The organism is Segatella bryantii, assembly GCF_022024215.1.
GTDB lineage: Bacteria > Bacteroidota > Bacteroidia > Bacteroidales > Bacteroidaceae > Prevotella > Prevotella bryantii.
Genome location: NZ_CP091798.1, coordinates 1070545 through 1083059 on the forward strand (window position 1 = coordinate 1070545; position 12515 = coordinate 1083059).

The 12515-nt window shown below is 37.1% G+C and carries 13 protein-coding genes; 11 read left to right on the forward strand and 2 right to left on the reverse strand.

Features of this window, described 5'->3' with window-relative positions; translation table 11 throughout:
- Positions 1-27: 27 nt before the first annotated feature.
- A complete protein-coding gene (locus L6471_RS08500; protein ID WP_074549295.1) occupies positions 28-2424 on the reverse strand; it encodes a glycoside hydrolase family 2 TIM barrel-domain containing protein in 2397 nt (798 codons plus the stop codon).
- Between the two features lie 309 nt (positions 2425-2733).
- Here L6471_RS08500 and L6471_RS08505 point away from each other — a divergent pair, with 309 nt between their 5' ends.
- Positions 2734-3246, forward strand: a complete 513-nt coding sequence (locus L6471_RS08505; protein WP_027453529.1) for a porin family protein — start codon at positions 2734-2736, stop codon at positions 3244-3246.
- A gap of 63 nt (positions 3247-3309) precedes the next feature.
- Here the strand turns inward: L6471_RS08505 and L6471_RS08510 are convergent, their stop codons facing one another.
- Positions 3310-4557 (reverse strand): type IX secretion system plug protein, encoded by a 1248-nt coding sequence (locus L6471_RS08510; protein WP_237797687.1) that lies wholly within the window; start codon positions 4555-4557, stop codon positions 3310-3312.
- Between the two features lie 126 nt (positions 4558-4683).
- Between L6471_RS08510 and L6471_RS08515 the strand changes: the two genes are divergently transcribed.
- The 10 genes from L6471_RS08515 to L6471_RS08560 all read left to right on the forward strand — a co-directional run bounded on the left by L6471_RS08515 (position 4684) and on the right by L6471_RS08560 (position 12494).
- Entirely contained in the window at positions 4684-5190 is a 507-nt protein-coding gene (locus tag L6471_RS08515; protein ID WP_237797688.1) for a DMP19 family protein, read from the forward strand.
- A gap of 3 nt (positions 5191-5193) precedes the next feature.
- Entirely contained in the window at positions 5194-5673 is a 480-nt protein-coding gene (gene smpB, locus L6471_RS08520; protein WP_006282441.1) for an SsrA-binding protein SmpB, read from the forward strand.
- 49 nt (positions 5674-5722) lie between these two features.
- Entirely contained in the window at positions 5723-8494 is a 2772-nt protein-coding gene (gene metH, locus L6471_RS08525) for a methionine synthase (RefSeq protein ID WP_051214653.1), read from the forward strand.
- Positions 8495-8516: 22 nt separating this feature from the next.
- Complete coding sequence (locus tag L6471_RS08530) at positions 8517-9137, forward strand: HAD family hydrolase (RefSeq protein ID WP_237797689.1); 621 nt, start codon at positions 8517-8519, stop codon at positions 9135-9137.
- 96 nt (positions 9138-9233) lie between these two features.
- Entirely contained in the window at positions 9234-10097 is an 864-nt protein-coding gene (gene map / locus L6471_RS08535; RefSeq protein ID WP_006282868.1) for a type I methionyl aminopeptidase, read from the forward strand.
- 3 nt (positions 10098-10100) lie between these two features.
- Positions 10101-11135, forward strand: a complete 1035-nt coding sequence (tsaD, locus tag L6471_RS08540) for a tRNA (adenosine(37)-N6)-threonylcarbamoyltransferase complex transferase subunit TsaD (RefSeq protein WP_006282867.1) — start codon at positions 10101-10103, stop codon at positions 11133-11135.
- Positions 11136-11138: 3 nt separating this feature from the next.
- Entirely contained in the window at positions 11139-11639 is a 501-nt protein-coding gene (locus L6471_RS08545) for a CinA family protein (protein ID WP_006282866.1), read from the forward strand.
- A gap of 216 nt (positions 11640-11855) precedes the next feature.
- Entirely contained in the window at positions 11856-12119 is a 264-nt protein-coding gene (gene rpmB / locus L6471_RS08550; RefSeq protein ID WP_006282865.1) for a 50S ribosomal protein L28, read from the forward strand.
- A 5-nt stretch (positions 12120-12124) separates the two neighbouring features.
- Complete coding sequence (rpmG, locus tag L6471_RS08555) at positions 12125-12313, forward strand: 50S ribosomal protein L33 (protein ID WP_006282864.1); 189 nt, start codon at positions 12125-12127, stop codon at positions 12311-12313.
- Between the two features lie 25 nt (positions 12314-12338).
- Positions 12339-12494 carry a DUF4295 domain-containing protein gene (locus L6471_RS08560; protein ID WP_006282863.1) on the forward strand — a complete coding sequence of 52 codons (156 nt, stop codon included), beginning with the start codon at positions 12339-12341 and terminating at the stop codon, positions 12492-12494.
- The last annotated feature ends 21 nt before the right edge of the window (positions 12495-12515 follow it).

A 12515-nucleotide genomic window follows, 5' to 3' on the forward strand; every position in this document is an offset into this window, starting at 1 on the left:
ACGCCTTATAATTATATTGGTATATGTTTACAAAGTCTTGAGAGTAATCTTCTGAGTCTTGAAGTCTTTAGAAGTTACAGTAAGTGTAATTTTAGATGGTGTTTTACCGGCACGAAGAATAACAAGAGCACTACCATTATAGAGGTGACGGTGATTTGCTACATGCAATTCATTAGAGTATAAGTTACCATTGTCGACAGCAATAATACGTGCATCTCCTTCAACTTTAAACATGAGATCATTATTAGCAGCATACACTCGGCGACCTTTACTGTCTACAGCCTGTATGCGAATGTGCTGTAGATCTTGACCATCAGCTTTCCAATTTTCAATATCAGCAATAAGTTTAAGTTTTTTAGCTTCACCTGTGGTCTCAATCTTTTGTCGAGCAACCACATTATTATTAATATAGGCAATAGCTTCAATATAGCCCGGTTCATAGTTTACATCTTTGAAAAGCAATCGGTTGCGACCATTAGGATCCTTTGTATTAAACTGTTCACCAACTTTCTTACCATTAACCATAAGAACTACTTTTTCTGCATTGGTGTATACATTTACATTATATTTTTCACCGAGTGTTCTATTCCAGTGGTCAGTCATTTCGTCATTTTTGAATGTAATGCCATTCCATTCAGTGCTATTAGCAGCTTTATCAACGATACCAATCTGTACTACAGGTGTATCTGGCAAGAACATACTTTTAAGCAGATATGCCTTTGGTTTAGGCTGTAAAGACAAGTCAAAGGCACCTTGTGTCCATCCTTTAGCAGGCCATCCCATAGATTCGCCCAAGTAGTCTATCATACCCCAATATGCCAGTCCCATAACTTTGTCAAGGTTCATTGCAAAGAAGTTAGGTCCCATCATCGTATTGTTTGCTTCACTTTGATAGAAGGTCATCCATGGGAATCGTTTTCCATCGCCAGGAAAGTACATGTAGCGATAATTATAGGCTTGCACATCGGTAATCATAGCCAGGTCACAAGGTAGAGAGTCTGTATCCCAGTTACGGCCTCTTGGATGCATGGCAACAGTAACTTTACGGGTATTATCATACCGTTTAAGTACTGGTAACATCATACGATATGGTGTAACTCCCCAATCTCCGAATGGCAGAGATGCGTATGTTTGTAATTCGTTGCCGAGGCTCCACATGATAACAGAAGGGTGATTGCGATCGCGTTTAATCCATTCAGGCAGGTCGTGTGGCCAAGTTGATTCCCAGTCTTTGCGGCCACCTGTATATTGTTTGAGCCATTTGTCGTAAATTTCATCGACAACGAGTATACCCATTTCGTCACATTTATCGAGGAACGAAGTACTGTATGGATTATGTGAGGTACGAATATGGTTAAATCCAAAACTTTTGAGCATTTGTAGACGTTTCTCGATGGCACGAGGGTAGGCTGCTGCACCGAGGGCACCTAAGGTGTGGTGGTTTGCATTACCTTTGAGGAGGACCTTTTTACCATTGACTCTAAGACCAAAGTCTGGACCTATCTCGATAGTACGAATACCAAAACGCTGCTTCACTACATCTTTTAACTGTCCCTCTTTATTATATAAAGAGACCTGCATGGTATATAGATAAGGATCTTCGCAACTCCAAAGATGAGGCTGAACAACTTGGAAAGAGTCAAGTTTAAGTTCATTGGTGCGCATACGACGATTAAATTTGTAATCTTTACGTGATTTTGCAACAACTTGTCCTTTTGCATCTAGGATAACGATTTCAAGATTTACATCGTCCTGTTTCGTAAAGTTGGCTACTTCTGCCTGAACATTGATTTGTTTGTTGTTTTGTGTCGTGATATAGAGTGGATGACGGGAAAAATAGAGATCGTTGTCCGTAATGAGCAAACGAACATCACGAAATAGTCCTGCGCCTGTGTACCATCTACTATCGTCAGGTCCCATTGTGCTTGCGCAAACAGCAATTTCGTTAGGCTGTCCATATTTTAATTTTTTAGAAATATCGATATCAAAACCTAAATATCCATAGTCTGTTCCACCGATGCGCTCTCCGTTTAAAAATACATCACCCACATACATGATGCCTTCAAAATCAAGGACGATACGTTTGCCACGCAGTGAAACTTCTGGAATATATGTTTTGCGATACCAACCTTGCCCCATTTCTTTGAATCCTCGTGAAGAAAGACGACTTTTACGATTTGCTGCTGGATCGTTGTTGTTGGCTTTTTCGTTTTGATCGGGAGCAACCCAAGGCTGTTCGATAAGAAAATCGTGTGGTACATCAATGGTGCGCCAGTCAGAAATAGCATTTAGATGTTTGCTGTCTGCTTTGCCATGATGAAATTGCCAGCCAAAGTTTAAATTAATGACTTGGTGTATTCCATTATTAGCTTGCATACACAGACAGAACATGACTATTGGTAAAAATAGGAAAATCTTTCTCATTGTGTGTAGGTTATTAATTAATGTTTTTAATTATTGGTTTTGATATGCAAATTTAACTATAAGTTTTGATAGTAGACTTTAGTATTTGACAAAACAAAGGGTAATCAATAATGTTTAGAATAATAAATGTGAGTTTTTGCTTGTATTTTATTAAGATTTATTTAATAATTGTTAATTTTAGGACAAAAAAAGCGGAAATAATTGGGAGTAATTTATATTTTTTATATGTTTGTAGCATTAAGAAGATAAAGATTTAATTTCTTTATGAAAGATAGTGTTAAATATATTCGTAACAAAAATTCTTCTATTATGAAAAAATTATTTTTAGCAATTGTAATGGCAGCACTTAGTCTCAGTGCAAGTGCTCAGCACGAAGAAGGTACTTGGAATATCCAACCTAAAGTTGGTATCAATGTAGCTAAAGTTACAAAGGGCGGATTTGATACAAAAGTCGGATTTGTAGGTGGTGTAGAATTAGAGTATCAGGCTTGGAGTCCTGTATCATTATCTGCAGCAGTATTGTATTCTGGTCAAGGGGCTAAAAAATGGAATTTAGCTTATTTGAATGTTCCAATTTTGGCAAATTTCTATGTTGTAAAGGGATTTGCGCTAAAAACTGGTGTACAGCCTGGTTTTAAGCTCTCTGATGAAGATATGGATGTAAGAAAATTTGATTTTTCAATTCCTGTTGGTGCTTCTTATGAATATGCAAACTGGCAATTAGATGCTCGTTATAACATTGGTCTTACCAAGGTTTGGAAAGGTGCAACTAATAAAAACAGTGTATTCCAGATTACTTTAGGTTATAAGTTTGAGCTTTAAAAAAAACTTTAAATATTTGTTAAAGCCGGGGCATTTTATAATGCCTCGGCTTTTTTGAGTATATCATTTAATTTGTACTTCTTGGTGTCCTACGAGTCGGTCTGTGCGGTCTGAAACACCTTTAAAGTATATTAAGGCCTGATAATTGTTACGTGTCTGGTAGAAATTTCCTTCAGAAGGTACTATGTCTGTGGTTCCATCAGGTTTTAGTACAAGGTATTGATAGCTATAATACCCCTGTTTAAGCATTACTTTTCCTTCATACATTTTGTTGGTCTCATTGTATTCTAGTTTGTATTCAGGAGAAAACTCATTTCGTGTCCAAGTGCCATTGAGATATACCTCTCCATTAATTTTGGGAGATTTTAGTTTGAAATGCGTTAAGATGTAATCGCTTTGGATATCATTGTTATTATTATCACTATTGCGAATATAAAAAGCTCCATTAGCTGTTTCGTCATATACGTAACTAGGACGAGCTTCGTCAGTCCAAAGATAGGCATTGTAGTTTTTGCCATCCCAACCGATATCTTCTATACCCATTGTAGTATGGTTAACATCGAGTATTTCAAATTTTCGATATTCGTTGCCACCATTAAATATTAGTGCATTGTTATGACTCCACTTTAACCCATCATTCATAATATATTGAGGAATAGGATTATATACAGCATTATCCCATCTGCCATTTTGTAAAATTATAGTCTTAATTTGTGTTGTTGGATCGTTAACACGCAAGTTGTTAAAGTTTACTTCTATGTTAACTTGTTGATGGCATCCGTTAATATCATGATCGGTACGAGAAGTTACATCCATATCTACTCCCATTTTTGATTCGTAGACCATAAAGCAAAAGGATAGTATAGGAGTCTTGTTTTCATTTTCATCGTAAACGGTAACTTTATAGTTTCCGCTGATTTTGATTTGGCAAGAACTATTTGGAATTTGAAAACTATAATGGGTATACATGATATTTGTATTGAGCGATTCTTCTGCGTTACTAATGAGGTTATCTTCTGTAAAGCCATCAATATAGTCGCTTGTAAAAATCTCATTTGAGGTTGTCCAATCGGCTTCGCAATGTTCTATACGATACATGTAACGATGATATTCATGGGTAAGATCATCGAAAGCAAAATTCATCACTTGATTCGTGCCCAGTTGTATAAGTGGCATATTCTGCCACTTGTCATCAGCTACAGCCTGTAATGTTGCAATATTAGGGCTGTAAATTTTATGACGTTGAGCCAATACAGAAAGAGGCGATGCCGTTAAGGTTAAAATAAGAAAGCTGTATAAAGTATGATTCATGCAATTCTGATTTGGTAAAATCATGACAAAGATACATAAAAAGTTCGTTATTTGCTTATAATTCGGTGAAAAGAATAAGCTATTATTCAACAAAAATCATTATCTTTGCATTCAAAATATACAATTATGGTAGAAGTTAAAGTCAAAGATTCCGTATTGCAGAAAGCAGCAGAGCTGGGTATGGATGAATTTATCCAGGTGTTTATTGATGGTATAAAAAATGCTATCGGTGGAGAGTTGACAGCAGAAACGATGGCTCTGCTTAATTCAGACCAGATAACCCTATTGGCTTGGGATATTTTGCATGAAGAAGTTATGGATGGTGGTTTTGTACAACTTATTCATAATGGTTATGGTGGCTTTATCTTCATAAACCCAACCGACAAGGCTTTTCGAGAGTGGGGAATAATAGATTTATGTAGTTTGCTCCGCAAGGCACATAAAAGTTATAATGTGCATAAAAAATATCTTGAAGCAGAATATTCTGATGAAGAATTTATGGCTCTTTATGAAAATGTTCCAGAGTTTGATGATTATGACGATTGCTTTGTGGAAAATGAAGAAGAGTGGACTTACGATGTGGCTCATTATATAGATGAACATATCGATAATTTCGCTACAATAGAGAAATAGACAATGAAGAAAGAAGATCAAGAAGTAAGACGTAAGAGTCCTATTCAAATTAAGAATAAAAAGGCATCGTTTGATTACTTTTTCGTTGATACTTTTACAGCTGGTATTGTATTGACTGGTACAGAAATCAAATCTATACGTGACGGAAAAGCATCATTGGTAGATACTTTTTGTGATATTTATCAAGGTGAAATATGGGTGAAGAACTCATATATAGCTCCCTATTTTTATGGTTCATTTAGTAATCATTCTGCTCGTAGAGATAGAAAGCTTTTACTGAATAAACGTGAAATTCATAAATTAGAAGAAGCCGTAAAAACTCCTGGTAATACAATTGTTCCTACTTTACTTTTTATAGATGATCATGGTCGTGCCAAACTTGATATTGCTTTGGCAAGAGGTAAGAAGGAATATGATAAACGGCAGACTTTACGTGAAAAGCAGGATAGAAGAGAGATGGATCGTGCTATAAAGCATTTCTAAGCGAATAAAAGCAATCACAAAAACAATACAATAGGTTAACAATATAAAGATGAAGCGATTAGAGGATGTTGTTAAGGAAAGGGTGTTAGTGCTTGATGGCGCTATGGGTACCATGATTCAGAATTATCACTTAACTGAAGAAGATTTCAGAGGACACCTTTTCCAAGATATAAAAGGACAGATGAAAGGTAACAACGATATGCTTAACTTGACATGTCCTGATGTAATTGCAGATATTCATAATCGCTATTTAGAAGCAGGTGCAGATTTAATATCTACAAATACTTTTTCTTCTCAGTGTATTTCTCAAGCTGACTACAGCTTGGAGAAATATGGTCGTGAAATGGCTTTACGTGGAGCTCAAATTGCAAGAAAATGTGCCGATGCTTTTAGTACAGAAGATAAACCGCGTTTTGTGTGTGGTGATATAGGTCCGACCAACAAGACGTGTTCTATGAGTCCTGATGTAAGTGATCCTTCTGCACGTGAAATTACCTATGATCAATTGTTTGAAGCCTACAGTGAACAGATAGAAGGCTTGATAGATGGTGGAGTCGATGCCTTATTGGTTGAAACCATATTTGATTCTCTCAATGCTAAAGTTGCTATTGATGCTTGTGTGCAGACCATGCAACGCTATAATGTTTCTTTGCCGATAATGGTAAGTGCTACTGTGAGTGATTTAGCAGGTCGAACGCTTAGTGGACAAACGCTTGATGCATTCCTTGCCAGTATTGATAACTATCCCATATTTTCTGTTGGACTGAATTGTGGTTTTGGAGCCGATCAGATGAAACCGTTTATTCAAGAATTGGCTGCTAAAGCACCTTATTATATTTCATGTCATCCAAATGCAGGTTTACCAAATGCGATGGGGCTCTATGATGAAAGTGCTGAAAGTATGGCTCCGAAAATGGGTGAGATGGTCTCTGAAGGATTGGTGAATATTATTGGTGGTTGTTGTGGTACTACAGAAAAGTTTATTGAGGCTTATCAGCCATTTGTACAAGATAAAAAACCTCACATGCCAGTAGCCGCACCAAGGACCATGTGGTTATCAGGTCTGGAACTCTTGAATGTTACTCCGGAAGTTCAGTTTGTTAATGTGGGTGAACGTTGTAATGTGGCTGGCAGTCGTAAATTTCTTAGACTTATCAAAGAGAAAAATTACGAAGAAGCCACATCAATAGCACGTAAACAAGTAGAAGATGGTGCTCTTGTCATCGATGTTAATATGGATGATGCTCTGCTTGATGCCAAAGAAGAAATGGTGAAATTTTTAAATCTCATTGCTTCTGAACCAGAAATTGCTAAAGTTCCTGTAATGATTGATTCCAGCAAATGGGATGTTATTCTAGCTGGTTTGAAGTGTGTGCAGGGTAAAAGCATAGTTAACTCTATTTCTTTGAAAAATGGAGAGGAGGAATTTCTTTCTCATGCACGAGATATAAAACGGTATGGAGCAGCTGTTGTAGTCATGTGCTTTGATGAAAAAGGACAAGCGACTTCGTATGAGCGTCGTATAGAAATAGCAGAGCGAGCTTATAAATTATTAACAGAAAAGGTAGGTATGAATCCATTGGATATCATATTTGACCCTAACGTGCTCTCCATTGCAACTGGTATGGAGGAGCATGATAATTATGCCTTAGATTTTATTAATGCCACAGGATGGATAAAGAAAAATTTGCCAGGTGCACATATAAGTGGTGGTGTAAGTAATTTGAGCTTTTCTTTTCGTGGTATCAATTATATTCGTGAAGCAATGCATGCTGTATTCCTTTATCATGCTATTCGTCAGGGTATGGATTTTGGAATTGTAAATCCTTCTACGAGAATAACTTACGAAGATATTCCTCAGGAACACTTAAAGGTTATAGAAGATGTAGTGCTAAATCGTAGAAAAGGTGCTGCGGAGGATTTAATAGAATTGGCAGATAAGATTAAAGCCCAAATGGATGCTGCCAAGGAAGCTGCAAAGAATGGAAATGCTCCTGTAGTCCAGAAGAAAGAGGATGCTTGGCGAAAAGAATCGCTTAGCGACAGATTGGCTTATGCACTTCGTAAAGGTATAGGAGATTATCTGGAAGAAGATTTGAAAGAGGCGCTTAGTCTATATCCGCATGCTGTGAATATTATAGAAGGTCCACTAATGGCAGGTATGAATAAGGTCGGCGAACTCTTTGGTGAAGGTAAAATGTTTCTTCCCCAAGTTGTTAAAACAGCTCGTACAATGAAACAAGCTGTATCTATACTTCAACCAGCTATAGAAGCAGAAAAGTCACAGGGGCAGACTTCTGCTGGTAAAATAATTCTAGCTACAGTTAAAGGTGATGTTCATGATATTGGAAAAAATATTGTAGCTGTTGTAATGGGGTGTAATAATTATGAAGTTATCGATATGGGTGTCATGGTACCGCCAGAACAAATCGTTAAGAAAGCTATCGAAGAAAAGGTTGATCTCGTTGGACTTAGTGGCTTGATTACCCCTTCTCTTGAAGAAATGGTTAATGTGGCCAGGGCTATGCGTGATGCAGGGTTGGAAATTCCGATTATGATAGGTGGTGCTACTACCAGTGAACTTCATGTAGCTTTAAAGATAGCTCCTGTTTATGGAGGGCCTGTTATTTGGATGAAAGATGCTTCTCAAAATCCAATTATTGCAAGTAAATTATTGAATGATAGTGAGAAAGTTAATTATCATAAACAATTAGATGAACAGTATGAGAAGTTGCGTGAAGGTTATTTTGTAGAGCAAGAGAAGTTAGTATCTCTTGATGATGCACGCAAAAATAAGTTAGATTTATTTGGAGAAAAATAGAATCGTACAGAATAACGAGGTTATGATAAAAAATATTTTATTTGATCTAGGTGGTGTGGTGATGCCGATAGACCCAGAAGAAGCTGTAAAGCGTTTTACGGCATTGGGCTTAAAAAATGCGAATCGTATGTTGAATTCTTATACCCAGAGTGGATATATCGGTGATCTTGAAGAAGGTAAGATCACTGATGAGGAGTTCAGGCAAATATTAAGCAAGGAAGTAGGTAAGTCCTTAACGTGGGAAGAATGTCAGTGGGCATGGTTAGGCTATCGTTTAGAGGTGCCACAGCGTAATCTAGATATGCTTAAGAAACTTAAGGCAGAGGGGTATCGTCTCATTTTGCTATCTAATACAAATGCCTTCATGCAGCAATGGGCTGAAACTGATTTTGATGGGAACGGTGGTTCTATTTCAGATTACTTCGATGCTATGTATCGTAGTTATGAATGCAAAATGATGAAGCCATCAGATGTCTTTTTTATGCATGTTCTTCGAACAGAAAAGATTATACCATCAGAAACACTGTTTTTAGATGATGGGCCTCGTAATGTGGCTGCAGCAAGCGAAATGGGAATTTTTACTTATTGCCCGAAAAATGGTGAAGATTGGACTGAAAAGATATATGATTATTTGAAGGAGTAATTGATAATACGTGTGATTAACAATTTATAAACGAATATATTTGGTTGGTATATTGGTTTATGTTAACTTTGCATGTTAAATTAAAACGATAATATAATGTTTGGAAAAAAGAAAAGATGGCATTGCCTTCCAGGTCAAGAGCCTACGGAACTTGATAAAAAGGTGATGTACTGGGAAAATAAAGGTAAGCTGGTTCCAACTCGTGATATGATTAGAACTGCAGAACAGATTGAAGGCATTCGTATGGCAGGTAAGCTTACCACGCAGTGCCTTGATGCTGTTGCAGCTAAGATAGCTGAGTGCAAAAATACACAGGATATTGATGATATCGTGGTTAAATTCTGTAAGGACAATAACTGTAATCCAACTTGCTTAAACTATGAGGGTTTCCCTAAAGCTGTTTGTACAAGTATCAATGAAGTTGTATGTCATGGTATTCCTAAAGAGGAGGATGTACTTGAGCCAGGTGATATTGTAAATGTTGATATTACGATTGATAAAGATGGCTTCTATGGTGATGCCAGTCGTATGTTTATTATCGGTGGTAAAACTACTCCAGAAAAGGAAGAATTAGTACGTGTTACTAAGGAATGTCTTGAAATTGGTATGGCTGCTGCTAAGCCTTATGGTTTTGTGGGAGATATAGGTCATGCTATTCAAAAATATGCAGAAAAACATCATTATGGTGTGGTACGTGATCTTTGTGGGCATGGTGTAGGTTTGGCTATGCATGAGGAACCAGAAGTATGTCATTTTGGTCATAGAGGTGAGGGTATGCTGCTTGTACCTGGTATGACCTTTACCATAGAACCTATGATTAATATGGGAACATGGAAAGTGTATCTCGATGCTGATGATCCATACGGATGGGAAATTATCACAGGTGATGAAAAGCCATCTGCTCAATGGGAACATACACTCCTGATGACAGAGAATGGTGTGGAGATTCTTGCAGAATAAATTATGGAAGGTAATCAAGATATATATATATTAGGATTGGAAAGTAGTTGCGATGATACTTCTGCAGCTGTTATGAAAAATGGTGTACTTCTTAGTAATATAACAGCTTCTCAGGAAGTACATCGTGCTTATGGTGGAGTAGTGCCAGAATTAGCATCGCGCGCTCATCAGCAAAATGTTGTACCTGTTGTTGATCAGGCATTAAAGCGAGCTGGTATTACTAAAGAACAACTTAGTGGTGTAGCTTTTACCCGTGGTCCTGGTTTGATGGGCTCTTTGCTTGTGGGTGTAAGTTTTGCTAAAGGGTTTGCACGTTCGCTCGAGATACCGTTGATAGATGTAAATCATCTTCAGGGACATGTAATGGCACATTTTATAAAGTCTAGTGAGGATGATAATAGTATGCCTCCATTCCCTTTCTTGTGTCTTTTAGTTTCCGGTGGTAATTCTCAAATTGTTAAGGTTAATGCCTATAACGATATGGAGATACTTGGTCAAACCATCGATGATGCTGCAGGTGAAGCTATAGATAAATGTTCTAAGGTTATGGGGCTCGGTTATCCTGGTGGTCCAATTATTGATAAATTGGCGCGTAAGGGTAATCCTAAAGCATTCACATTCTCAGAGCCTCATATTCCGGAACTTAATTATAGCTTCTCTGGCTTGAAAACCTCTTTTCTGTATAGTTTGCAAAAATGGGTTCAAGATGATCCTGATTTTGTAGAACATCATAAAGAGGATCTTGCTGCTAGTTTAGAATATACCATCGTTGATATCCTAATGAAAAAGTTGAAGTTGGCAGTTAAGCAGACGGGTATTAAGCATGTAGGTGTTGCAGGTGGTGTTTCTGCTAATACTGGGCTTCGAAATGCATTCCATGATTATGCAGCAAGGTATGGTTGGACAATATATATTCCAAAATTTAGTTATACAACAGATAATGCAGCGATGATAGCATGTGTTGGCACTTTTAAGTATAAAGATAAGGACTTCTGTAGTATCGACAAACCTGCTTTCTCTAAAGTAACATTAAAGTAAAATATGGAATTTAAAAGCAAAATATTAAGTAAGCGTATTCAGGATTTAATCTACGGACAAGGTAAGACTTTAGCAACTGCTGAAAGTTGTACTGGGGGTAGAATTGCAGAAGCAATTATAGCGACTCCAGGTGCTTCTGATTTCTTCAAGGGTGGTATTATTTCTTATACTAATGAAGTAAAAGAAAATCTCCTTGGGGTTAGTCATGAAGTAATAGAAGAGCAAACTGCTGTTTGTGAGGAAGTGGCCAAGCAAATGGTTTTGGGTGTAATTAAGGCTTTGAATGTAGATTTTGCTATATCTTCAACTGGTATTGCAGGTCCGGCTGGTGGTACAAAAGAAATCCCTGTTGGTACGATTTGGATTGCTTATGGAAGTAAAGATGATATTCGTACATTTCAGCTGACTGAAGATTTTGGTCGCGATATCAATTTGGCGGTTGCTACCAATCAGGCACTTCAGTTGATGCTTGAATTCTTGAAAGAGCAGGATTTGAACTTATAAAAATCTATCGATTGTCTGGTAATGGACTGAAAAAGTAAAGACTAAATTATTATCAGATAATCAGTGATTTAATAGAAAATGCCTCTTTAAAATCAAAAAAATCCTTAAAAGTGTACATTCTTTTAAGGATTATTTTGTTTAATCGGAAAAAGATTGTAATTTTGCATTCTGTTTGGAATAAGTATCAATTAACGAATTAGAAAATTAAAGATAGAAATGTCTAAGATTTGTCAAATTACAGGTAAGAAGGCACAGTTAGGTTGCAATGTGTCTCACTCAAAGCACCGTACAAAGAGAAGCTTTGACGTTAACCTCTTCAGCAAGAAATTCTACTATGTAGAAGAAGGCTGCTGGATTAGCTTGAAGATTAGCGCAGCTGGTCTTCGTCTTATTAATAAAGTAGGTCTTGACGCTGCTCTTCAGAACGCTGTAGCTAAAGGTTATTGCGATTGGAAGGACATTAAAGTTATAGGAGAATAATAATCATGGCAAAGAAAGCTAAAGGTAATAGAGTACAGGTTATCCTTGAGTGTACTGAGATGAAGAACTCTGGTATGCCAGGTACAAGCCGTTATGTAACGACTAAGAACCGTAAAAATACTCCTGAGCGTCTTGAGCTCATGAAGTACAATCCTATCCTCAAGAAGATGACTCTTCACAAGGAGATTAAGTAATAAATCTTTTAAATATATCTAAGATATGGCAAAGAAAGCGGTCGCTACCCTCCATGAAGGTTCTACGGATGGTCGCGCTTATTCAAAGGTTATCAAGATGGTAAAGAGTCCTAAGACCGGTGCTTATGTATTTGATGAGCAGATGGTTCGTAACGAGGATGTTAAGGACTTTTTTAAATAAGCAATTTATTTAATTATCATA

Excerpts from the sequence above, each read along its gene's own strand:
- L6471_RS08530 (WP_237797689.1), top strand. The coding sequence starts at position 8,517 with ATGATAAAAAATATTTTATTTGATCTAGGTGGTGTGGTGATGCCGATA.
- rpmG (WP_006282864.1), top strand. The coding sequence starts at position 12,125 with ATGGCAAAGAAAGCTAAAGGTAATAGAGTACAGGTTATCCTTGAGTGT.
- L6471_RS08515 (WP_237797688.1), top strand. The coding sequence starts at position 4,684 with ATGGTAGAAGTTAAAGTCAAAGATTCCGTATTGCAGAAAGCAGCAGAG.
- tsaD (WP_006282867.1), top strand. The coding sequence starts at position 10,101 with ATGGAAGGTAATCAAGATATATATATATTAGGATTGGAAAGTAGTTGC.
- L6471_RS08545 (WP_006282866.1), top strand. The coding sequence starts at position 11,139 with ATGGAATTTAAAAGCAAAATATTAAGTAAGCGTATTCAGGATTTAATC.
- rpmB (WP_006282865.1), top strand. The coding sequence starts at position 11,856 with ATGTCTAAGATTTGTCAAATTACAGGTAAGAAGGCACAGTTAGGTTGC.
- metH (WP_051214653.1), top strand. The coding sequence starts at position 5,723 with ATGAAGCGATTAGAGGATGTTGTTAAGGAAAGGGTGTTAGTGCTTGAT.
- L6471_RS08560 (WP_006282863.1), top strand. The coding sequence starts at position 12,339 with ATGGCAAAGAAAGCGGTCGCTACCCTCCATGAAGGTTCTACGGATGGT.
- L6471_RS08505 (WP_027453529.1), top strand. The coding sequence starts at position 2,734 with ATGAAAAAATTATTTTTAGCAATTGTAATGGCAGCACTTAGTCTCAGT.
- map (WP_006282868.1), top strand. The coding sequence starts at position 9,234 with ATGTTTGGAAAAAAGAAAAGATGGCATTGCCTTCCAGGTCAAGAGCCT.
- L6471_RS08510 (WP_237797687.1), bottom strand. The coding sequence starts at position 4,557 with ATGAATCATACTTTATACAGCTTTCTTATTTTAACCTTAACGGCATCG.
- smpB (WP_006282441.1), top strand. The coding sequence starts at position 5,194 with ATGAAGAAAGAAGATCAAGAAGTAAGACGTAAGAGTCCTATTCAAATT.
- L6471_RS08500 (WP_074549295.1), bottom strand. The coding sequence starts at position 2,424 with ATGAGAAAGATTTTCCTATTTTTACCAATAGTCATGTTCTGTCTGTGT.